The 22,553-nt window shown below is 63.1% G+C and carries 18 protein-coding genes and 1 pseudogene; 9 read left to right on the top strand and 10 right to left on the bottom strand.

The annotated features are described in order from the left end of the window. Positions 1-54: 54 nt before the first annotated feature. Genes CVO77_RS08430 through CVO77_RS08420 form a run of 3 tightly spaced genes read right to left on the bottom strand, consistent with a single transcriptional unit; the run spans position 55 to position 3,495 of the window. A complete protein-coding gene (locus tag CVO77_RS08430; protein WP_058537081.1) occupies positions 55-828 on the bottom strand; it encodes an SDR family NAD(P)-dependent oxidoreductase in 774 nt (257 codons plus the stop codon). Further along, positions 825-2,375 carry an acyl-CoA synthetase gene (locus CVO77_RS08425; protein ID WP_058537080.1) on the bottom strand — a complete coding sequence of 517 codons (1,551 nt, stop codon included), beginning with the start codon at positions 2,373-2,375 and terminating at the stop codon, positions 825-827. The genes CVO77_RS08430 and CVO77_RS08425 overlap by 4 nt, the downstream gene beginning before the upstream one ends. Before the next feature lie 13 nt (positions 2,376-2,388). After that, on the bottom strand, positions 2,389-3,495 hold the full coding sequence (locus CVO77_RS08420) for an NAD(P)-dependent alcohol dehydrogenase (RefSeq protein ID WP_058537079.1): 1,107 nt from the start codon (positions 3,493-3,495) through the stop codon (positions 2,389-2,391). Between the two features lie 356 nt (positions 3,496-3,851). Between CVO77_RS08420 and CVO77_RS08415 the strand changes: the two genes are divergently transcribed. Continuing rightward, entirely contained in the window at positions 3,852-4,469 is a 618-nt protein-coding gene (locus tag CVO77_RS08415; RefSeq protein WP_476712789.1) for an SDR family oxidoreductase, read from the top strand. Positions 4,470-4,480: 11 nt separating this feature from the next. Here the strand turns inward: CVO77_RS08415 and CVO77_RS08410 are convergent, their stop codons facing one another. Beyond that, positions 4,481-5,278 (bottom strand): tyrosine-protein phosphatase, encoded by a 798-nt coding sequence (locus CVO77_RS08410; protein WP_054586696.1) that lies wholly within the window; start codon positions 5,276-5,278, stop codon positions 4,481-4,483. Positions 5,279-5,514: 236 nt separating this feature from the next. Here CVO77_RS08410 and CVO77_RS08405 point away from each other — a divergent pair, with 236 nt between their 5' ends. Beyond that, positions 5,515-6,312 carry an enoyl-CoA hydratase/isomerase family protein gene (locus tag CVO77_RS08405; RefSeq protein ID WP_158213704.1) on the top strand — a complete coding sequence of 266 codons (798 nt, stop codon included), beginning with the start codon at positions 5,515-5,517 and terminating at the stop codon, positions 6,310-6,312. 52 nt (positions 6,313-6,364) lie between these two features. Here the strand turns inward: CVO77_RS08405 and CVO77_RS08400 are convergent, their stop codons facing one another. After that, positions 6,365-7,378: an NADP-dependent oxidoreductase gene (locus CVO77_RS08400; RefSeq protein WP_088473835.1), complete on the bottom strand. Its 1,014-nt coding sequence runs from the start codon at positions 7,376-7,378 to the stop codon at positions 6,365-6,367. Positions 7,379-7,463: 85 nt separating this feature from the next. On the opposite strand from CVO77_RS08400, the gene CVO77_RS08395 reads away from it, so the two are divergent. Next, a complete protein-coding gene (locus CVO77_RS08395; RefSeq protein ID WP_054586699.1) occupies positions 7,464-7,841 on the top strand; it encodes an EthD domain-containing protein in 378 nt (125 codons plus the stop codon). 67 nt (positions 7,842-7,908) lie between these two features. Here CVO77_RS08395 and CVO77_RS08390 read toward each other — a convergent pair whose 3' ends face one another. Beyond that, positions 7,909-9,159: an acetyl-CoA C-acetyltransferase gene (locus tag CVO77_RS08390; protein ID WP_088473836.1), complete on the bottom strand. Its 1,251-nt coding sequence runs from the start codon at positions 9,157-9,159 to the stop codon at positions 7,909-7,911. Positions 9,160-9,376: 217 nt separating this feature from the next. Between CVO77_RS08390 and CVO77_RS08385 the strand changes: the two genes are divergently transcribed. Then, positions 9,377-10,792 carry an aldehyde dehydrogenase family protein gene (locus CVO77_RS08385; protein WP_088473837.1) on the top strand — a complete coding sequence of 472 codons (1,416 nt, stop codon included), beginning with the start codon at positions 9,377-9,379 and terminating at the stop codon, positions 10,790-10,792. A gap of 127 nt (positions 10,793-10,919) precedes the next feature. On the opposite strand, the gene CVO77_RS08380 is transcribed toward CVO77_RS08385, so the two are convergent. Continuing rightward, positions 10,920-11,567, bottom strand: a complete 648-nt coding sequence (locus CVO77_RS08380) for a TetR family transcriptional regulator (RefSeq protein ID WP_054586702.1) — start codon at positions 11,565-11,567, stop codon at positions 10,920-10,922. 274 nt (positions 11,568-11,841) lie between these two features. On the opposite strand from CVO77_RS08380, the gene CVO77_RS08375 reads away from it, so the two are divergent. Both CVO77_RS08375 and CVO77_RS08370 read left to right on the top strand, forming a co-directional pair. Beyond that, complete coding sequence (locus CVO77_RS08375) at positions 11,842-12,999, top strand: acyl-CoA dehydrogenase family protein (protein ID WP_088473838.1); 1,158 nt, start codon at positions 11,842-11,844, stop codon at positions 12,997-12,999. A 134-nt stretch (positions 13,000-13,133) separates the two neighbouring features. Continuing rightward, on the top strand, positions 13,134-14,306 hold the full coding sequence (locus CVO77_RS08370) for a CaiB/BaiF CoA transferase family protein (RefSeq protein WP_231732804.1): 1,173 nt from the start codon (positions 13,134-13,136) through the stop codon (positions 14,304-14,306). Between the two features lie 310 nt (positions 14,307-14,616). On the opposite strand, the pseudogene CVO77_RS08365 reads toward CVO77_RS08370, so the two are convergent. Next, a pseudogene (locus CVO77_RS08365) lies at positions 14,617-14,790 on the bottom strand (NAD-dependent oxidoreductase); the annotation flags it as partial. A gap of 441 nt (positions 14,791-15,231) precedes the next feature. On the opposite strand from CVO77_RS08365, the gene CVO77_RS21260 reads away from it, so the two are divergent. The 3 genes from CVO77_RS21260 to CVO77_RS08355 are packed head-to-tail and all read left to right on the top strand — an operon-like array spanning position 15,232 to position 17,790. Further along, a complete protein-coding gene (locus CVO77_RS21260) occupies positions 15,232-15,372 on the top strand; it encodes a hypothetical protein (protein ID WP_158213705.1) in 141 nt (46 codons plus the stop codon). 55 nt (positions 15,373-15,427) lie between these two features. Next, positions 15,428-16,078 carry a lasso peptide biosynthesis B2 protein gene (locus CVO77_RS08360; RefSeq protein ID WP_054586704.1) on the top strand — a complete coding sequence of 217 codons (651 nt, stop codon included), beginning with the start codon at positions 15,428-15,430 and terminating at the stop codon, positions 16,076-16,078. Next, positions 16,078-17,790: an asparagine synthase-related protein gene (locus CVO77_RS08355; RefSeq protein ID WP_054586705.1), complete on the top strand. Its 1,713-nt coding sequence runs from the start codon at positions 16,078-16,080 to the stop codon at positions 17,788-17,790. The genes CVO77_RS08360 and CVO77_RS08355 overlap by 1 nt, the downstream gene beginning before the upstream one ends. Here CVO77_RS08355 and CVO77_RS08350 read toward each other — a convergent pair. Further along, complete coding sequence (locus CVO77_RS08350) at positions 17,787-19,976, bottom strand: prolyl oligopeptidase family serine peptidase (RefSeq protein WP_158213707.1); 2,190 nt, start codon at positions 19,974-19,976, stop codon at positions 17,787-17,789. The genes CVO77_RS08355 and CVO77_RS08350 overlap by 4 nt on opposite strands. 11 nt (positions 19,977-19,987) lie before the next feature. After that, positions 19,988-22,519, bottom strand: a complete 2,532-nt coding sequence (locus CVO77_RS08345; RefSeq protein WP_054586707.1) for a TonB-dependent receptor — start codon at positions 22,517-22,519, stop codon at positions 19,988-19,990. Between the last annotated feature and the right edge of the window lie 34 nt (positions 22,520-22,553).

The following is a 22,553-nucleotide window of genomic DNA, read 5'->3' as shown; positions in this document are numbered from 1 at the left end:
CATCCTTGCGACTTGCCTCTCCCGCTTTGGCTCCGGAGGTCGTTAAGCATGCGGTCAGCGCAGGAACTGGCCGTCGTCGACCTTGAGGATCGTCCCGGTGACCGCTTCCGAGGCGGGCGACACCAAATAGAGCAAGCTTGAGTCAAGTTGCTCCGGCAAACCCAGCCGCTTGCGCGGAAAGGTGCCGATAAAGGCGTCGCCGGTCCGGGACCGCATCCCGTCCATCATCTCGGAATCGAACGAGCCCGGGGCAATGCAATTGACGTTGATATGAAAGCGCGCCCATTCGATCGCCAGGGCTTCGCTCATCCGCACGACCGCAGCCTTGCTCGTCGCGTAAAGGGCGGCGCCCTGCCTGGGCGCCACAAAGGCCGCTATCGAGGCTATATTGACGATCCGCCCATGTTGCCTGGCCTCGATGAGCCGCGTTGCAACCTCGCGCGCGAAGAGGAAGGGCGCACGCACGTTCACGTCGAGCACGCGATCGATGAGATCGAGCGGCATGCGCGTTGCGAGCTGCGCATCGGGAATGCCGGCGTTGTTGATGAGGATCCCGGTTGGTCCGAACGCCGCCTGCGCCTTGTCGACCGCCTCGACGATTTGCCCCGGGTCAGCGACATCGGCTGCGACGGCGGTCGCTCTGCCGCCCGCCGTCTCTATCTCGGCGACCAGCGCTTCGAGGCGTTCGATACGTCGGCCGACGACCGTAACGGCGGCACCCGCCGCTGCGAGCGTTTTGGCAAAGCGGTAGCCGAGCCCCGACGAGGCCCCGGTGACGATAGCAGACTGGCCCGCGAGAAGCGAGGCATCCTTCGGAGCGGCGGTCATCGCGATGCGGCTCCGGCAGCCTTGTCCCTAGCCCAATATTCGTCGCGGATGAGGCGTTTGTAGAGCTTGCCGGTGTCGAGCCGGGGGAGCGCTTTCGAGAAGTCGATCTGACGAGGTGCCTTGACGTGACTGAGCTTCTCGCGCGCGAGCGCCATGAGTTCGGCCGCAAGCGCGTCACCGGCGTCGGACCAATGGACGGGCTGAACGACCGCGATCACGCGCTCGCCCATCTCTTCGTCCGGTCCGCCGATCACGGCGACGTCCGCGACCTTTGGATGTGTCACCAGCAGATTCTCGATCTCCTGTGGATAGATGTTCACCCCACCCGAGATGATCATGAAGCTCTTGCGGTCGGTGAGATAGAGATAGCCTTCCTCGTCGACCCAGCCGATGTCGCCGAGCGTCGTCCATCCCTCCGCATGCCGCGACTCGTCGGTCTTGGCCGCGTCGTTGTGATACTCGAACCGCGGCCCGCCGCTGAAATAGATCGTGCCTTCCTGCCGAGGCGGAAGCTCCCGCCCTTCTTCGTCGCAAATGTGGAGCTTCGTCGTCAGGGGCCTGCCGACCGAGCCCTTGTGAGCGAGCCACTCCTGAGGCCCGATGAAGGTCCCGCCATTGCCTTCGGATCCACTGTAATATTCATGAATGATCGGACCGAACCAGTCCATCATCGCTTCCTTGACCGGGACCGGGCAGGGGGCGGCGGCGTGGACCACGGTGCTCAGCGACGAGACGTCATGGGCGGCGCGCTCGCCCTCCGGCATCTTGAGCATGCGGATGAAATGGGTCGGCACGAATTGCGCAATCGTCACCTTGTATCGCGCGATGGCGGCGAGCGCCGTCTCGGGTGCAAAGCGCTCCATGAGAACGACGGTGGCGCCAAGGCGCATCATCGCCATCGTCCAGCGGAGCGGTGCCGCATGATAAATGGGTGCAGGGCAGAGATAGATGCTGTCCGCCGACGCGCCGTAGAGTTGCGTCGCCACCATGACGACCGAGTCCGGCTTGTCGATGGCCTCGCCGCAGATCGGGCTCGGCTTGATGCCTTTCGGCCGTCCCGTCGTGCCCGACGAATAGAGCATGTCATAGCCCGCCTGTTCGTCGGCGACCGGGACTGGGGGCATTGCACTGCGCTCGGACTCGAAATCGAGATAGCCTGCGATCCGGCCGCCTGTTGCGAACAGGTCGATATCGAGGTCGCGTCGCGCGATTTCCGCCGCGACCTCGCCTTGCGCGGCCGAAATGATGAAGATCCGGGCGCCGCTGTCGCGCAATATATATTCGACTTCGTCAGCCTGGAGCTTGTTGGAGATGGTGACGAAGTAGAGGCCTGCACGCTGGGCAGCCCAGGCGATCTCGTAAAAAGCGGGCGAATTGGGAAGGCACATCGCGATCGTCGAGCCGGGAGCCAGTCCGAGGGCCCTAAATAGCTGCGCGCCCTGGTTCGAGCGGCGGTCGAGATCGGAATAGCGCAGCGCCTCGCCCGTTTCGGCCATGATCAGGGCGGGCTTGTGGGGCGTCGAGCGGGCATGGATCGAGGGATGCATAGTGTCCGTCCTCTCAGGGGATCATCACGGCCTTCACGCACCGTCCGGCGTGCTGGTCGGCAATGGCTTCGTTGATCTGCGATAGCGGATATCTGCGAACGAGACGGTCGAAAGGCAGCTCTCCCGCCTTGTAGAGCTCGATCATGCGCGGGATGAACATATCGGGTAGGCTATCGCCTTCGATGATGCCCATCACGATATGACCCGCACCGACCAGTTGGTTGATCGAAAGACCCAGCCGATCGTCGGCGGGGCTTGCGATTCCGACAAGTCCGAAGGTCGCGCGCGGCGCCAATGCAGTCATCGCGGATTCGATGACCTCTCGCCGGCCTGTCGTGTCGAACGCATAATCGACCCCGACCGGGACGATTTCGCGGATTGCCGTCGCAAAGTCGGCGGAGGCCGGATCGATGACGTGCGTCGCACCAAGTTCGAGCGCCAGGGCCCGGCGTTCCTCCCGCGGCTCGACAACGAGGATGGTGGCACATTCCTGGACCTTGGCGCCGAGGACCGCACTCAGCCCCACCGCGCCGGCGCCGATCACAAGAAGCGACGAGCCTTTGGGGCAGGCGAGCGAGTTCATCACCGCGCCCACGCCCGTCTGGACACCGCAACCCAGCGGGCCAAGCAACTCGATCGGCAGCGCTGGGTCGACGCGGACGGTGTTGCGTTCATTGGCAAGTGCATAGGATGCGAATGACGACTGGCCGAAGAAGTTCGCACTTGCGGGTTCTTCGCCGACACAGAGCGTCCGGCTTCCGTCCACTCGGCAGCCGCCATAGTTCATTTGTGCGAAGCGAACACAATAGGCCGGCCGGCCCTCATCGCACCGGGGGCATTCGCCGCAGCTGTTGAAGGTCAGTACGACATGATCGCCAGGGCGCACCTTCGACACCCCCTCGCCGACGCGCTCGACGATACCCGACCCTTCATGGCCAAGCACCGCCGGCGCCTTCATGATCTGGAGACTTCCGCCAAAGGCAAGGTCGGTATGGCAGAGGCCGACGCCCGCTATGCGGACCAATATCTCGCCCGGCCGCGGATCTTCGAGCATGATATCCTCGATATCCCACCGGCCTCCCGGGGTGCGGGCTACCGCGGCGACTGCTTGCTTGGCCATGCTCCATCTCCCACGCGCCGTCGCCGTTCGTCCATTGTCGAAAGGGGCGGCGGCGATCATTATTCGCGTGGAATTATCAATTGGCAAAAAAATAATCAATCAACTAATGAAATTCTCTGATGCTCGTGATGGGGCGCTGACGCGAAGAGTGTGAGGGAGACTGACGGTGGCCGGGGACGCGTTTCGTGAGGATATTTTCAAGAACAGGACATTGTTCGTCGCCGGAGGGTCAGGCGGCATCAATCTCGCGATTGCTGGGCGATTCGCCGAACTCGGGGCGAACATAAGCCTCATAAGCCGCGATGCCGAGCGGGTGAGTGCAGCCGCCAGGAGCATTTCCGGGTGGTGCGCGGGCAATGGGGCTCGCCGCCGATGTTCGCGATTTCGAGGCGGTGGACGCAGCCTTCGCTGCGACGGTCGAACGGTTCGGGGAGATCGACTTCGTCGTTTCCGGTGCCGCTGGAAATTTTCTGGCACCGGTGATTGGCATGTCCGCAAACGCGTTCAAGACGGTCATAGACATCGACCTTCTGGGCACTTTCAACGTGATGCGCGCCGCGTTCGACCATTTGCGCAAACCTGGCGCGTCGCTCATCGCGATTACGGCGGGGCAAGCCGTTCGCCCGACGATGTTCCAGGCGCATGCCGGCGCGGCAAAGGCAGGGATCAACAATCTGACCCAGACGCTCGCGATGGAGTGGGGGCCAGCCGGCGTTCGCGTAAACGCCATCGCTCCGGGGCCAATCGGCCATACCGAAGGCATGCGCAGGCTGACCCCATCGGAGGCTGCGACCGCGGCGTTGAAGAAACGGATTCCGCTGCGCGACTATGGCGTCAAGCGCGACATCGCCGATCTCGCGGTATTTCTTTGCACCCCCAATGCAAAATATATCACCGGAGCAATTCTCGATTGTGACGGAGGTTCTGTGCTCGGTGACGCGTCGGCAGACGCCCTCACTGTCCCGCCGCGATAGGCAAGGACCGGTCAGCCTTCGAGGAGGTTGTCCTGTAGCCGGCCAAGATCGCTATCCGAGAGGCCGAGGACGTCCTTCGCGAAGCTGGATATCGAGCCATGCCGCCACTCCAGTTCGCGAAAGGCAGCCTCGATATAGCTGCGATCGGCGCGCATAAGGATTTCGAGCGCATCGGGCGCCAGGCGTTCCATCCACTTTCCTTGCATGCCCGCCGCCGCCGCACTCGCGGTCAGGCGTTTCCAGTCGAGCAGTTCGGCCGTCTTGCAATAGTCCGCGATGATATATTCCCGGCGAATTCCGATGAGATCGAGCAATAGTGCGATGGCGATGCCGGTGCGGTCCTTCCCGGCCGAGCAGTGGATGAGCACCGGCAGGCTGCCTGCGGCGATATGGCGATACAGGCTGGCGAGATGCGTCGCGTGCCTGTCGGCCAGGCTTCGGTAGAAATGCCGCACTGCTTCGGCATAATCATCGGGCTTGAGGTCGCGCGCAAACAACCGCTGATCGCCTGAAAGATCGATATCGCCCTCGTCCCAGACCAAGGTAGTGCGCTTTTCCGCAAAAGCCGGAACGGTCGGATGGAGCGCGCGCTCGCTGGCCAGGCGCAGGTCTGCGATCGTGGAAATCGCGTCGAGCGATTCGTTGCGGATATCGTCGCTCGTCAACTCGTCCAGCCGGGCGGACCGCCATATCAGCCGTCGCTTCAAAACCCTGCCATCGCGGGCCGGATAGCCGCCGACCTCCCGAAAGTTCTGGCCGCCGGCAAGTGCGACCAGCCGGTCCTCTTCGATCACGACAGTCTCGGTCATATGATATCCCACAAAAAGGTGCGCCCGTGCGCCGCGTTTATCAACCAGTCTCGGGTTTCCAATATGTGACGCCATTCCCTTCGACTTTGGCGTCATCGCCCGGTGCCCGGGCTCCATCCCCGCTCATGCCAGACCGGAAGAACCCGCCCCAGCCTTATTATGTGATTGATTAATTGATTGTGCAACCCGGTCGGGGGATGCTAGCTCACCGGATCAGCAATGGAAAAGGTCCGCGGATGACAGGCAAGCCGCTTCGCGTTCAGGTCGAAAGCGCCGAAGACGTAGCCGTCGTGCGCTTCGCCAATCCGCCGCACGGCACCATCTCGAACGGCGGTGCGGCGGACCTTGTCGCGGCGATCAGGCCCCTCCTCGCGGCGGCCGAAACACGAGCGATCATTCTCACAGGCGGTCAGGACGGCATCTTCATCCGCCACGCCGACGTCCGGCAAATTGCAACTTCGCTTGAACGCGTAGGCATGGGAAGCGTCGATCCGCAAGCCTTTGCGACCAGCGCATTCGCCGAACTCGGCGCGATGCTCGACGCCGCCGAAAAGCCGGTGATCGCCGCGATTGACGGCCTGTGCATGGGCGGCGGCTTCGAAATTGCACTCGCCTGCACCATGCGGATCGCATCGCCCGCCGCCACCGCGATCGGCCTTCCCGAAATTCGCCTCGACATCTTCCCCGGCGGAGGGGGAACGCAGCGGCTGTCGCGACTGGTCGGACGCCATCGGGCCCGCCTGTTCATGCTCCGCGGCGACGTCATGACGGCCAGCCAGGCGCTGGCGGCCGGCCTTGTCGATGAAGTGGTCCCCTGTGCGCTCGATCGTGCCCTCGAATTGGCCGGCATGTTCGCCGGCCGTTCGACCGCCGCGGTGTCCGCGATCCTGCGCCTGACGGCCACTGACGAAGACCGGGAGAGGCTGGCCGCGGAAGCTTGCCGGTTTGGCGAGCTTGGCCTCACCGGCGAGGCGCTGCCGGAGGCGCTCTTCCAGTTCGCAGAAGGCGATGTCGGACTTGAAACGATGCGATGAAGGGGCTGTGCGCAGCGTCAGGCGTCAGGCGTCAGGCGTCAGGCGTCAGGCGTCAGGGCTCCGGCGAAACTCTGACGACGAGCTTTCCGTCGTTGCCCCCTGTAAACAGCAGGTCGAGCGCGGCCACCGCCTCCTCGAGCCCGTCGACGACATGATCCTTCCAGGCAAGCCGGCCCTCGGCAATCCACGACGAGAGGTCGGCGAATGCTCCAGGCGCCTGGCGAAGATAATCGATCACGATGAAGCCTCGAACGGTCAGGCGCTGCATGAGGATTCGCCCGAAGTCGCGCGGCCCCGGCATTGGCCCGTCCTCATTGTAGGCGGAGATCATTCCGCACAGCGCCATGCGGCCATCCTTGCGGAGACGCGAGAAAACGGCATCCATGATCGGACCGCCGACATTTTCGAAATTCATGTCGATACCTGTCGGGTACAGCCGGTCGAGCGCGACACCGACATCCTCGTTGCGATAGTCGATCGCCGAATCAAACCCCAGCGTCTCGGTAAGCCAGCCGCATTTTTCCGGGCCGCCGGCAATCCCGACCACTTGCGCGCCCTTGATGCGGCCGATTTGACCGACGATCGAGCCGACGGCACCCGCCGCCGCGGACACCGCCAGGACTTCGCCTTCCCGAGGCTTGCAGATGTCCAGCAGCCCGAAATAGGCCGTCAGTCCCGTCGCCCCGAGGACCGACAAATAGGCCGTCAGCGGAACTCCAGCCTGCGGCGCGATACGACGCGATCCGCGCTCATTCGCTATCGAGTAAAGCTCCCAACCGCCGGTCGATGGCAGGACGAGGTCCCCGACGCGAAAGCGGTCCGAGCGCGAAGCCTCGACGACCCCGATCGTGCCGCCGCGCATGACGTCGCCCACACCGACCGGAGGCAGATATTGGGCGCGATCGCTCATCCAGAGCCGGTTCGTCGGATCAAGCGAAAGATAGAGGTTGCGAACCAATATCTCTCCGTCCGCGAGCGGGCCTATGGGCGTTTCCCGCAGTTCCAGGTCCGCAGCGCCAGGCGCGCCTTGCGGACGGCGCTTCAATATCCATTGGCGGTTCTTCATATCCTATCTCCTTAAGCGCGGGACAGCGACCAGAGCCAATTCCCATCCGGGGCGCGCGGCGACCCTTTCACAAGAAAGTCTGACCATGATTGCCATCAAATTCTGCCTGCGGCGGTTGCCCGCTCTCACATTGTCCGAATTTCAGGACTATTGGCTCAATCAACATGCACCGCTTGTTCGCAGCGTTGCCGAGACGCTTGGCATCCGCCGCTATGTCCAGTCGCACGCCCTTGACGACGACGGGCTTACCCGTGCTTTGGCTGGCCGCGGCTGCGAGCTTCCGCCCTACGACGGTATTGCCGAGCTTTGGTACGATAGCGCGGCTGCCGTGCGAGCGGCGGGTATGACCGAGGCAGGACGCGCCGCAGGCAGGCTGCTGCTCGCCGACGAGAAAAGGTTCATCGACCTTCCCAACTCGCCCATCTTCTGGGTTCAGGGGCACGACATCATCAGCAATGGATAGCGGCGGGCGAATGCGCCGCCCGCCGCTATTTGTCATCGGCTCCAATCCGTCAGCCAAAGCTCCGACGTCAAAGCCTTTCGATGATGATCGCCGGCGCCATGCCGCCGGCGGCGCACATGGTGACCAGGCCATAGCGGCCGCCCGAGCGTTCGAGTTCGTCGAGCGCGGTGCCGATCAGGATCGAGCCGGTCGCGCCGATCGGGTGACCGAGCGCCATCGAACCGCCGTTGATGTTGACCTTTTCACGATCCAGATCCAGGTCGCGGATGAACTTCTCGGCAACGACCGAGAAGGCCTCGTTGATTTCCCAGACGTCGATGTCGTCCTTGGTCAGCCCCGCCTTTTCGAGCACCTTCTTCGCCGCCGGGGCCGGGGCGTTGAGCATCAGCGTCGGGTCGTCGCCGATATTGGCATAAGCGACGATGCGCGCGCGCGGGGTCAGGCCGTTCTTCTCGGCATAGGCTTGCGACGTGAGCAGGATCGCCGCGGCGCCGTCGACGACGCCCGACGAATTGCCCGCATGATGGAAATGCTGGATTTCGAGGTCGGGATAGCGGCGGTTGATCTGCTTGCGGAAGGTCACCCCGCCGCCAAGATCGAAATCGGCCAGGCCGCTGAAGCTGGGCTTCAGCGCGGCAAGCCCTTCGGCGGTCGTTTCGGGGCGCGGAAACTCCTCGCGGTCGAGCGCAACGCTGCCGTCTGGGTTAAGGACGGGGACGACCGACTTGCTGAAACGGCCTTCCTTGATCGCCTTGTCGGCGCGCTGCTGGCTGACGAGCGCGAGCGCATCGAGAGCCTCGCGGCTGATGCCGTCCATCGTCGCGATCGCGTCGCCGCAAATTCCCTGGTGCGATTGCGGGTGGAGCGTGTCGAGCGCTTCATGACCCGATCCCATCATCTGGGGGGCAAGGCCGGCGTTGGCCTGCTCAGCGGCGTGGCTGGCGGTAAAGCTCATCATTTCGGTGCCGCCGGCGATCACGCAATCTTCCATACCCGACATCACCGACGCCGCCGCGAAGTTCACCGAACTGATGCCGCCGCCGCAGAAGCGGTCGAGCGTCGTGCCGCTCGCCTTGATGTCATAGCCCGCCGAAAGCGCCGCCATGCGGCCGAGGTCACCGCCCTGCTTGCCGACCTGGCTCGACGTCGACCAGACGATGTCGTCGACCGTTGATGTGTCGAGATTATTGCGGTCGCGGATCGCAGCGAGCACCGTCGCGGCAAGATGCTGCGGGTGAAGGTGCGAAAGCGCGCCCTTGCCGGGCTTGCCGATCCCGCGCGGGGTGCGGACGGCGTCGATGATATAGGCTTCAGTCATGAAAGCATCCTTGCAAGAAGTTGGTCCGATCCAGAATTAGTCGAGCGATTAATTTAATCCCTCGCTTCGATCAAGCGAATTGGTCGGTGCGGACGGAGGGCTCGGGAGCCCGACCGGCAGCGAGGCTGCATGCAAAAAACGCTTGCCTCGTCGCATAATCAATTGAATGATTAAATAGAGCCAATTGTTTGCGGCCACCTGATGGGAGAAAATCCGGATGAGCTTTTTCGATAGCTTCACGATGACGATCGGCGGCAAGGCCGTCTCGTCGAGCGAGACGATCGATGTCATCAATCCGGCAACCGAGGAGATCGTTGCCAAAGCTCCCGACTGCTCGGAAAAGCAGTTGGATGACGCCGTGGCCGCCGCCCGCGCGGCCTTTCCCGGCTGGCGTGCTACACCGATCGAGGAGCGGCGGCGCGCGGTGGCCAGGATTGGCGAGGTTCTGACCGAGCACCAGGCCGACTTCGCCCGTCTGTTTACGCTTGAGCAGGGACGCCCGCTCGACGGCGCGGCGCAGGAGATCGCCTTCGCCGCCTATTGGGCCAATGAGGTATCGAAGCAGGACATTCCGGTTACCGTCACCGAGGATAGCGCTTCAAAACGGTCCGAAACGCGCCACGTCCCGCTCGGGGTGGTCGCGGGCATCGTACCCTGGAACTTCCCGGTCAATCTCGCCGTATGGAAGATCGCACCGGCGCTGCTTACCGGCAATACCCTGGTGCTCAAGCCTTCGCCCTTTACACCGCTCACGATGCTCAAGTTGGCCGAGCTTCTTCGCGAGCATCTTCCGCCAGGCGTGTTCAACGTGATCAGCGGCGGCGATCGCCTTGGCCCTTGGCTGACCGCGCATGAGGGCATCGACAAGATCAGTTTCACAGGCTCGACCGCGACTGGCAAGCGCGTCATGGAAACCGCGTCCAAAGGCCTCAAGCGGGTGACCCTTGAGCTCGGGGGCAATGATGCGGCAATTGTCATGCCCGATGTGGCGCTGGATGAGGTGGCCGACAAGCTCTTCTTCTCGGCCTTCGCGAACAGCGGCCAGATCTGCATCGCGACGAAGCGGATGTATGTGCACGAAGATGTGTATGACAAGGTGGCGGATGCACTTGTCGCGCGCGCGCGCGCCGCGAAGGTCGGCGACGGGCTCGACCAGGGAAGCAATTTCGGACCGATCCAGAACCGCCCCCAGTTCGAACGTGTCAAGAATCTCATCGAGGACGCCAAGCAGCAGGGGCTGCGCTTCCTTGCCGGCGGCGACGTTCCCGAAGGAACTGGCTTCTTCGTACCACTCGCGATCGTCGACAACCCACCCGAGGATAGCCGCGTGGTGCAGGAGGAGGCTTTTGGCCCGGTCCTCCCGCTGCTGAAGTTCCGCGACATCGACGAGGTGGTCGCTCGTGCCAACGCCTGCGAATATGGTCTCGGCGGCTCGATCTGGTCAGCCGACACGGAGGCCGCAGCGGACATCGCGTCGCGTCTCGAGACGGGAACCGTGTGGATCAACGACACGCTCTACATCATGCCCTGGACGCCCTTCGCGGGTCACAAGCAATCGGGGATCGGCGTCGAGAACGGCAAGGAGGGACTGCTCGAGTTCACGGTGCCCCAGACGATTACGATCGCCAAATAGGTCCAGCGGAGCTTGGCGTCGGTCTCGGCGCGAGGGGGCAGAATCGTGCGGCTGCGGCTGGAGGCGCCACGCCTGGGCCGCGGCGCCTTGCGTCCTTCCCGCGGAGCTCAACCGGGGCGGCGCGCCGTCAGTTCGCGCGCGGGTCGGCCGAGATTCCCCTGATAAGGTTGTTGCAGAGCTCCGATACGTAGCGGCGTTTGAGATCGTCGTTGATCTCCTCAAGGCCGAACACATGTCGCGCCTGGTGGCGTGAATGGAACAGCTGGTCGCAGGCCCCGACGATCATGAAATAGAAGACCAGAGGATCGACCTCGCGGAAGATGCCCTTGGCCCGGCCTTCTTCCAGAATCGCGCGCTGCGCCTTGGCGACCGGCAGGCTGATTTCCTCGGCGATCTGCTTGCCATAATCGCCCGACGGCTCGTTGGCCAGCTCGTGCATCAGCCGGTTGACATAGGGATATTGATAATAGGTGTTGACCATGCCGCTGATGTGGATGCGCAACTTGTCCTGCGGCGAAATATCCATTTTCAGCAGCTGCTGCAGGTCCGCCATTCCCTGACCCAGGCGGCGGCGAAGCAGCGCCATCAGCATGCCCGCCTTGTTGCCGAAATAATATTTGACCAGCGCAGAATTGACCCCGCTCCGCGCAGCAATTTCGCTCAACGAAATATCGGTCGTACCCCGCTCGGCCATCAATTGTCCCGCCGCTTCCAGCAGTCGCTCGCGAGACTCCGCTGTCGACGAACCGCCTTCCGCCTCGATCTGCACCTTCATTCGTCACTCCCTGTGGTCGTCCCGGCACGACCATCCCCTGCAATCGGCCCGCCGCAGCTTGCGGCTAGCCGTTCGGATATGGCGTAAATTAATTGATCGAACAATATATTCACACGCCCTGTGGCGGCGGCGCTGGTCCTATTTGCCAGCCGGTCCAGGCGATAACCTCCACAGCGTTCGCCAGATATAGATGGGCTGCGCGACGCTTGCCTGAAATTATCTATGCGATTAATTGCTGGTCCATCGCAATTGAAAAAGTGAGGAGAGTGAGGCCATGGACCTGAAGTTCAGCCGCGCCGACAGGGCGTTCCAGGCCGAGGTTCGCCGCTTCTTCGAAACCGAGTTCCCGCCTTCTGTCCTGAACAAGGTTCGCACCGGTCAGTTTCTCGGCCGTCAGGATTATGAAGCCGCACAGCAGGCGCTCCAGGCCCGTGGCTGGTTGGCTGCCAGCTGGCCCCGCGAGTTCGGAGGCACGGGATGGACGCCGGTCGAACGCTATCTGTTCGAAGAGGAAATGGAGCTGGCGGGCGCGCCGAACCTGGTTCCGATGGGCCTCATCTATATCGGGCCGATCATCTGTGCGTTCGGCACGCCCGAACAACAGCAGCGCTGGCTGCCCGACATCCTCTCGTCGCGCTCCTTCTGGGCGCAAGGCTATTCGGAACCCGACGCGGGGTCCGACCTCGCCAGTCTCGCCTTTTCGGCGGTACGCGATGGCGACGATTATATTCTGAATGGCTCCAAGATATGGACAAGCGGCGCCCACATCGCGGACTGGATTTTCTGCCTCTGCCGGACCTCGCACGAAGAAAGAAAGCAGGACGGCATATCGCTCATCTGCGCCCCGATGAATTGCGAAGGCATCAGCGTGCGGCCGATCGTTTCGATCGATGGCGCGCATGAGCTGAACCAGGTCTTCTTTACCGACGTCCGTGTTCCCGCCGCAAACCGCATCGGGGAGGAGGGGCGCGCGTGGCATTATGCAAACGTCCTTCTCAAGAATGAGCGCCTCTCTTACGCGCATGTTGGCCGCAAGAAGCGCGACCTTGCGACCCTCCGCACGATGGTCGCGGGCGACCGCGCCTTCGCCCGGCGGCTTGCCGATGCAGAATTTACGGTGATGGTGCTCGAACAGCAGGTTCTGAAGGCACTTGTGCATGGAAGCGATGCCGCCACCGTCGCAAGTCTGAAGATCGGTTGCACGCAGGCCGCGCAGTTGATCACCGAGCTGTATATCGACCGGGCAGGGGAATATGCGGCGCCCTTTTTCGATCGCTCTCGTTCCGACTGGCATGAGGCGACGCCGCTCATTCCCGAGTTTGCCGCGGTCGCCACGGCTTCCTATTTCTTCGAGCGCGCGCAAACGATCTACGGGGGGACCACGGAAATTCAGAAGAATCTGGTCTGGCGCGCCATCGACTCCGCTCGCTGAGCGTCGGTCGCGCTCCGTGCCGTCATGTTTCGGCGCATGTCACGCCGGGAGGCGCGACGGTTCAGCTTGATCGCGCATCATTAATTGGGTAATTAAAATGCTGTGACTTTACGGTATGGCAGCGAGAATAGCATATGATGGGAATGGCGGACGGCAAGGCGATGCTTACGGGCTTGAAGGTCGTCGATCTCACAACCGTCGTCTTCGGACCCTATTGCACCCATATTCTCGCTGAGCTCGGCGCCGACGTCATCAAGGTCGAAGTGCCGGGAAGCGGGGACTCTTTTCGCTGGTCGGGCAAGGCGGCCGCGACCCACGGCATGGCGCCTGCTTTCATGGCAATCAACGGCAGCAAGCAATCGATCGCCCTCGATCTCAAGACCGCTGCCGACCTCGAGACGATGAAGAAGCTTCTGTCGGATGCGGATGTGTTCGTTCTCAATGTCAGAGGCAAAGCCGCCGAACGTCTCGGCTTGGACTATGAAGCGGTAAAGGCGATCAAGCCCGATATCATTTATGCGCATTGCGTCGGCTTCGGTCAGGATGGCCCCTATGCCGATCTACAGGCCTATGACGACGTCATCCAGGCAGCGTCGGGGACGGCAACGCTTCTCCCCCGCGTCGATGGCGATCCGCGCGCGCGCTATCTGCCCTCGCTGATCGCCGACAAGGTCGCCGGTCTTCATGGGGCGCACGCGGTGCTCGCCGCCATTATCCATCACATGCGGACTGGCGAGGGTCAGCTCGTTGAAATTCCGATGTTCGAGGTCTTCACCAATTTCATGCTGCTTGAGCATCTCGGCGGTCTGGCCTTCGACCCTCCCAATGCTCCGGTTGGCTATTTTCGCCAGATCGATCCCGATCGCCAGCCTTTCCCGACCTCCGACGGCTACGTGAGCATCGTCGCTTACACCGACGAAAGCTGGTCGCGGATATTCGAACTGCTTGGCAATCCGGGCTTCCTCGATCAGGACGCGTTCGCAACCCGCAAGGCGCGGGGGCGCAATCTCCCGCTCCTTTACCGCGAAATAGCAAGGTTGACGCCAGGCTTCACGACCGCCGACCTCGTTGCGCGCTGCCATGCCGCGCAAATCCCGGCTCAGCCTGTCCGTGACCTCGCCGACATCATGAATGATCCGCATCTTGCCGCCACCGGCTTCTTCGAAGCCTATGAGCATCCCACCGAAGGACGGTGCTTCCGGATGGGGCATCCTGTCCGCTTTGGCGTATCGCTGGGAGGAGCCGGCAAGGTCGCCCCGGCGATAGGCGAACAGAGCGAAGAAATCCGCCGATCCATCTCCGGATGACCGCTTTTGGTGCGGGCCTCGAATCCCGCATCCGAAGCCAGATTCCGCGCGATGACGGCATTGTGTGAAGCCACCGCCCGAAACAAGGGCGGGGCAAGGAGCAGGAGAGAAGATCATGCGCGCCAGACTGCGCCAAGAGGCTGACTGTATTGCGGTTTACGCCGTCACCTTCCTCGTTTGGGGCGCCATTTTGATGACGATCGCCGCCAAGCTCTGACCTTGCCGCGCAAGGCTCGCACTCCCGGCAAGATCGATGCGGCTTGATCGCGCCGCTGCGCCGGCCAAACCGGCACACCGCCGTGCGATTGGCTCATTGCCCCATGGAGAGTTTGAGCTGGGCTCCGGTAATGCTCGCCGCCTCGTCTGAAAGCAGAAAGGCGACGACGCGAGCGGCCGCCTGGGGCGAAATCCAGTCGCTCAGGTCAGCATCCGGCATGTCCGCCCGGTTCGCCGGCGTACCGATGATGGACGGCAGCACTGCGTTCTTTGCCATCGTCGGTAGTCAGAAAGGACGCGCGCAACTGGCCGTTGTCAAAACGGGCCTGTGCCGAAATCATGCTTCCTTTGATGATCGCAGAGGCGTTTTCGGGACCGAGGTTCGATGCGCGCCTCGGCGTTTGTACGTAACCCTGTGCGGCAAAGATACATCCAGTTCCGGTGCCAGTTGGAGTTGCACATCTCCCGATCAAACGCATGATCGCGGTCACGCCACATTTGCAGGCGTGTGACCGGGTTCCGCTACGTATGTCCAGGCGCAAGCTAAAGGTAGCGGTTCGTGCCCCGATGTGCGTTTCCTTTGCGCGGTCACTCTTTTTTTGAAAACGATGCTCGATTATTTTCAGATTATTAAATAGCGGCCGGAATTTCCGAGGCATAACTTCCCAAGTGCGACTCATTTCGGTCGCGATTTCGGAAGGAAGATGTGATGAAACAGCAGGACAGCAGTGACCTGATCGACCTCGGCGCCGTCGGCGTCGAGACCCGAGGCATCGAACCGGTCGGTCCCCGCGATGAAGATACCAACGAGCACTTCCTGCTCGTCGGCGGCATCACCGCTGAAGACTGACCCTCAGGGCGGCGCGCCGCGCTGCGGCGCGCCGTACCTCTGGCACAGCCATCGCATGGACCCATCTTACGACATCCGGCCAGGGCTGCACTTTTGCCGCTTCGAAAGCGAATATGTGTTTCTGGACTTGCCTGCTGGCCGCTATTTCCTGATCCAGGGGCGGACGTCGCAAGCTTTTGCGCATTTCCTCGACCAGCGCGCCAGCGACGACGAACAGGCTGTTCTGCTTGATCAGCAGCTCATCGGTCCCGCTGGCGGATTGGCTATCGGGAATCTGCCCCTGCCGCCGGCCGTCACAGCGAGCCTCATCGACCAGCCTCTCCCCGATACGCCTTGGCTCGATACCCTCAGGGCGATTGCGGCCCAAAGGCGAGCGCGCTTTGACATTGGCCGTATTCCGGTTTTCGAGATCACGCGGCGGATGGGTGAGCGCCTCGAAAAACATTCTCCCGAGAGTCGGCAAGAGACCTATATTCGTGTCGCCGCCGCGTTTCACCGTGCCCGGCGTTACGCGCTTGCCACGGATCGGTGCCTCGAGCGGGGCATTGCGATGCGCCGGATCCTTGCGCGCGCGAGGTGCGACGCCCGTCTTGTCTTTGGCGTGACATTGCCCTTTGCTGCCCATTGCTGGGTTCAGGCTGGCGAAGCGGTGCTGACCGACCCGCTCGATGTCATCCTTCGCTACAAGCCGATCTTGGCGGTCTGATGACCGGTGGATTTCGCATCGAGATCGCTTTCGCAGAGGATGGTTTGCGTCGTCGCTCGCAAGCTCGCGGTGCGGCTGATTTCAGTTGCGGAAATGTGGCGGTTTGGTCGCGCGAGCCGCTGCAGCACGTGGATGCGCGGAGCATCATCATTGGTCGCCTGTTCGAAAAATTTAGCGCGGTGCCGCCTGCCATTGAGTGCCCCGGCCAAGTCCTCACGGCCGAAAAAGGACGAAAGCTGCTGACGGATTTTTGGGGCGGCTATGTTTTTGTTCATATCGGCCGGAACGGGGCGGTGACGATATTCCGGGACCCGTCCGGCGCGCTGCCCTGCTACGTAAAACGGGAGGCCGACGGAATAAGCATCGCCGGCGATATCACGGAGCTCGCTTCGCCGGGTTCCGGCGCCGTCGATTTGGGCGAAGTCGCGCGCGTGCTTTCAAGCGGCGACGCGCGCGGGCGTCGCACATGTATCGAGGGGATCGAGGAACTGATAGCCGGCGAATGCCTTGCCGTTGCCGATGGCAAGGTGGCACTCGAGAGCTGGTGGACCCCATGGGACCATGTCACGCCGCGCGCGAACAAGGACTTCGAGACTTTCGCTGAGGACCTGCGCAACATCGTTTGCGGGGTCGCGGGGACATGGTCGCGCTGCTTCTCGTCGATATTGCTGGGCGTATCCGGAGGTCTCGACTCATCGATCGTCGCCGCCGGCGCCGCACCTGCCGCGCGCGGGCTGACGTGTCTGACCCTGTTCGGGCCCGATGCCGATGGCGACGAACGACGATATGCGCTGGCCATGGCGACGCATCTCGGGCTCAATATTCGCGAAGTGCAGCGCGAAATTGGCGATATCGACGTCGGCCGCGCCTCCGCGCCCAATCATCCCTGGCCGATCGTGCCGATCGGGCGCCAGACGAACGAGGCGATCCACGAACGGTTAGCCAGAGAAATGCCGGTAGATGCTTATTTTACCGGCAATGGCGGCGACGCTGTTCTGTGCAGCCTGCGGAGCACCATTCCCCTTCTCGATCGCGTCCTGGCGGAGGGCCCGTCCGCACGGCTCGGAACCACGCTGCGCGACATATGCCTGCTGACCGGCGCCGACCGACGCACGGTCCTGCGCCATGCCTGGGATCGCCATCGCCGCCACGGGGGACGGCATCAGATCCGGTTCAACGCAGCGGGGCTGCAGCCGGACGCCGCGAGGGTGGCACGGGCCGCCGGGGCCACGCACCCTTGGCTCCGGCCGCCGCGTGACATTCTGCCCGGAAAGACCGTTCATGCAGCCTATCTGATGCGAACCCAAAAGAGCATCGAGCTCTATCCGCGCGCGGTGTCGCCGCCCCATGTCGCGCCGCTCATATCGCAGCCCCTGATGGAACTCTGTCTGTCGATTCCGACCTGGATGTGGGTATCCGGCGGACGGAATCGCGCGGTCGCGCGCCGCGCCTTCGACAGCGCGCTTACGTCGCTTGTCACCGCCCGCACCAGCAAGGGCGGTCCCGGCGGGTTTGATCTCCTGATATACCGCCGCAACAGGGACCGCCTTCACGACCGCCTCCGCAACGGCCTATTGGCTTCCGAGGGTATTTTCGATCCCGCGCTTCTCGATCGCGCCGAGGATCCCACCTGGCGCGGCGTCGAGCGAATTCAGCGTATCCTCGAATTCGCCGCCGCCGAAAATTGGGTGCGCTGGTGGAGCGGATCCTAACCGGGCCCGTTCGCCGCGCGGCAACGATCGGGCCGATCGCGCGCGAGCTTGCCCCAGCTTTCGGCCTGTTTCGGGAAGGGGCCGTCGGTATCATTTTTGTCCAGAAGCCAATAGTTAAACCAGGCGATATTCTCCCGCATCGCGAGCGACCGGTTCGACGGCCGGTAGAAGACATGGGTTTCGTCAGACGCTGCCGTAGCGCCGGAATAATGACTGATCTGCGTCGGCGCTTTCGCCGCGCGCAACGCTTCGAACAATTCGATCTGCGACGGCGATGCCGAGGCAACCTGCTGTAGCAGGGCTGCGCAAACTCTGTTGGCGTTCAGCGACGGAGCGAAACGGCGATAGCTGATTATGGCGTCGCTCAGCGGTGCGCCGCCATAAACCGCATCATAGCTCGAGCCGGCGGTCGCATATCCCGCCGGTTCGAGATAGCCGCCATCGCCGCTCGATGCGGCGCGAAACAGGGGCGACCGGGTCACCGCGACATTGACCATCTGCGAGCCGCGGCTGTAGCCGGCGATGCCCACCCGATCCCGATCGACGAGACCCTCGATGGCCATTTCGTCGACGGCATCCTCGAAGATGTGGACGCCTTCGATCCACAGCAACCGCTGCAGAGTCTCTGAATCCGGCGGCCCGCTGCCGCGAACCCATGCCTTGCTGGCCGCCATCAGCTCCTCCGATTGCAGGGGGGAGGGGTCATTGATCAGCAGCACCACATAACCTCTCTCGGCGAGCAGCTGGACCGGGTAGTTCCATTGGAAACCGGGCGCGGCGAACCGGTCGTCGGCATCGGACCCATGGGTAACGATGACGGCCGGGTAGGGCTTTCCCTTTTGGTAGCCGCGGGGGAGGACGACAAAGCCGCGGGCTTCATACCCATCGCGGTTGGTCCAGACCCGGGGAAGGATGGTGAGGGGAGCGATCGCGTCATGCTCCGCCGAGACCGACAGGAGCCGGAAGATGCGGCCATCCCTCAGGTCGATTTTCACAAGCCTCGGCGGTGTGGCGATTCCCTCTTCGACGCAGACCGCGAAAAGAAGCGCGTTATCATAGGCGCAGCGAGTGAGGCTGTGTTCGCTCTCCACCCTTCGCACGTCATCGCTCGAGACGACGGCCAGCCCGTAGCGGGCCGCATCGAGATCGCGGGTTCCGAGAACCAGCTTTTTTCCGTCGCGGCTCGCCTGGGGCGCAGCCGCGCGGGGATCGCCTATGGTGAATGCGACCGCACCGTAGCTGTGCCGTTCCCCGTCCGGGCCCGTTTCCACGAGGTCCAGCGTTTTCGCCAGGCCGCTCGTCGCGAGTTCGCCGCCGCGCGGTCCCCTGAGGAGCGCGATTGTCTCCAGATTATGCTCGACACCCAGCGTGCGTATCGTTCCGCTCAGCCGATTCCAGGCGCGCATCTCGAACCGACCGCCTTCCGAGCCATCGGGTGTCTCCACCCGGAATTGAACCTCATCGCCGCGCCAGAGAATCTGCCCCCCGCCACGCGTCGCCATCCGGTCCTTCGATGGCCTGCTCAGCATCAGGGTGGTTTTCCCGTCGGGTCCGCGCAGGAAATAGTCGATCTCGACGTCTATCGTAGACCGGCGCCGGCTTTTCAGAGCGCTGACCTCCGCGTCGAATCGGACGCGAGGCGCGTTCGGCAATGCTCTGAGCTGCGAATACCAGAGCCAGGCGCCGCCGGGGGACCAGTCATAGTCTAGAACGCCTACCGATGACGGGCGCACACCGCCGCCGATCGGAAAAGACATGTCCGCTTTCCCGACAGGAACGGTCGCCGGGTTCACGATCAGCGGCTGCACCATGCCGCCGGGCGTAATCCGATAGAGCTGCAGGCCCGCCCCGAGGTCGAGGAGGGCGCTCCAGTCCGCTGTGCCGGGGATGCGCCGCAGCGACTTGGCGCTGTCGACGGTCACTATGGTTCTTTGCCGGGTGGCAGCGATGTCGAGGATGCGGATATGGGATCGCGGCTTGTCGGCAGCGAGGTCGGCAATCTCGACCGCGTAGATGGCAAGCTTGCCATCTCCCGACAGGGCGATGTCCTTCACCTCCGGGACGGTGAGGATGTCCTCGAGAGTCCAGGGCCTGCCCTTGCTCTCCCCTGCCGGGGCGACAGGGGAGAGCACCGCGACGGCAAGGATCGCCGCGGCCGGGAGGCCGGCTCGGAGGCTATTCCGCATGGACATCCTCCTCACCAGTCGCGGCTGATCGTGATGCCGAGGAAACGCCCCACCGCCGAATAATTTGTCGAATCGAAGGGGGTGTCGCTCGGCGATGCCACTGCCGTCATCTCGGGTTTTGCATTGAAGATATTGAGGGCGTTGACGCTGATCTCGCCCAATGCGCCGATTTTGACACGCGCCGAAAGGTCAAGCGTCGCGACCGACGCCACCTTGACGGGAATTGTGCGGCGCCGATCGGTGACGCCGCCGGTGAAGCTGACGAAGGAGGCGAGAGTGAAGTCCTCATTTCCGAAGGTTGCGCCACCCCGCGCGCGAAAGTGCGGCGAATTGAAGATGGTGCCGGCCAGATCGGTCACCGGAAGGCCCGGCAACAATTGCTGCCGACTGTCGAGCCAGGTGCCGCTTGCGATCAGTGTCAGCATCTGCGCACCGATCGGTGCGCGGTAGCGCAGCGACAGGTCCGCGCCCTGATAGCGCTGCGAGGCGATATTGAGGTCGCGCCCGTCGATCAGCGCGATGACATTGGCCGGGTCATAGGGTCCGGTGGTGGCATTGCCGAGCGGGTCCGAGGCCCCCGCGATCGCGGCGGCCAGCAACGTCGGCGACGGATTGAAGGTGACGAGATCGGCAAACAGCGGATTGGTGAGAACCCCGAGTGGCGATCCGAATGGCGGCGCGACCCGGTCGCGATAGTCGATCCGGAAGAGGCTTGTCACGATCTGCAACCGGCTCGACGGGCGGAAGGTCGCGCTCAATGTCACATTCTCGGATCGCTCGGGGCCGACATCCGGATTGGGACCGCCGAGATAGACATAGGTCGATCCGGCCGGAAACATCGATCCATAGCCGGTCACGGACAGGAGGACCGGCGTATATCCGCTATACTGCTGGTTGAGCGTCGGCATCTTGAACGACTTGCCCCACGAAATGCCGAGGCTGAGCTCCGGGACCGGCGCATAGACGAAGCCGAGCTTGGGCACGACGATGCTCCCGGAATCGGAATAATCCTCGAAGCGCATTGCTGCCGTGATCGAGGCGCGGTGCGCGAAGGGCAGCTTTTGATCGGGACTGGCGAGCGGGACGAAGAGCTCGCCATAGGCATAGCGGTTCTCGCGCGTGGGTGCGAAGGCCCGGCCCGCGATCAGGGCGTTAAGGTGATTGCTGCGCCAGCCGCCGCCTGCCGCGAGGCGGACATCGCCCGCCGGCAGCGCGAAAAGCGGGCCTTCGACCCCCGCCTCGATACTCAGACTGCGATTGTTGAAGATCCGGATCGAAGGGGGCGCAACGCCATTGGTGAAATTCTGCGTGACCCCATAGGTCTTGTCCGTGCCGTAGAAGCCCGAAACGCGCGTGCTCCAGCCGCCGCCAAGATAAGCTTCGAGCGTCGGCGCGACGCCGAAGGTCTCGAACTCATTATGCACCACGATCCCGCGCGTCGTGATCGGCCGGTCGGCGAACAGTCCGCGCACCGAGGTCATGTCGCCGCGCTTGTAGATCAGGTCGGCCTTGATGCCGAGGCCGGGTGCGAGGTCCTGATGGCCGCTGAACAAGGCGCTATGGCGCCGCAGTTCGGGATAGAAAGTAGAGAGCGGATTGCTGGTCACGGCATAGCTGCGGTCCCGCGCCAGGATCGCGCTGTTGTCGAAAAAATCATAGGTGGCGAGAAAGCCCCCGCCCGACCATTTGGCCCCGCCGACGATATTATATTGTTGCTGGAAATTGCCGCCGTCGGTCGACCCGCCGATCCGCGCGCTCGTTGTGATGCCCTCATAATCCTTGCGGAGGAGGATGTTGACGACGCCGGCGACCGCGTCGGCGCCATAAATGGCCGACGCGCCGTCGGTGACGACCTCGATCCGCTCGACCGCTGCCGTCGGGATCGCGCTGATGTCGATCACGCTCTGTGTACCGCTATAGGCAAAACGGTTTCCGTTCAGCAAAGTCAGCGTGGCGCTGGGACCGATACCCCGAAGGTTGAAGGTCGACGCGCCGTTGACGTTGACATTCTGGTTCTGGACTCCTTGCCCCGACCCGATCCCTGGGTTCTGGCCGCCCCCGAAATTCTGCGGCAGGCTGCGCGCAACCTCGCCGAGATCGGCATGGCCGGCGTTGCGGATATCCTCCGCCGTCACTTCGATAACGGGCGCCGGCGCAGGCGCGCCTGCGATGCGCGAGCCGGTGACGATGATGGTTTCCGGCTCGGCCGAAGACGGGATTTCAGCCGAAAAGCCATTGCGGATGATAACCGCGCGGTCGTCGAAGCGTGCGATGAGCCCGCTTCCCGCAAGGAGGGTCTCGACGGCTTCGCGCGGCGTGAACTGGCCCTTCAAGGCAGGAGCGGTCTTCCCTTCAAGGTCGCGCGAAGAGGCATAGAGTTCGATGTCGGCGAGATCGGCGGCTCGGCGCAGAGCCTCGCCCAGATCCTGCGCGGGCATATCGTAAGACTGGCGCTCTTGCTCTGTCGCCATCGCGGCGATTGGCGAACAACAGGCAGCAACACCGGCGAGTAGCGCGGCCAGCGAACGAGACTTGATCAACATAGTCACTCCCCCAAAAATTCCGCCGTGCATCGGG

Origin of the sequence: Sphingopyxis lindanitolerans (assembly GCF_002993885.1) — a bacterium.
GTDB classification, from domain to species: domain Bacteria; phylum Pseudomonadota; class Alphaproteobacteria; order Sphingomonadales; family Sphingomonadaceae; genus Sphingopyxis; species Sphingopyxis lindanitolerans.
This window is presented reverse-complemented; position numbering and strand designations above follow the sequence as displayed.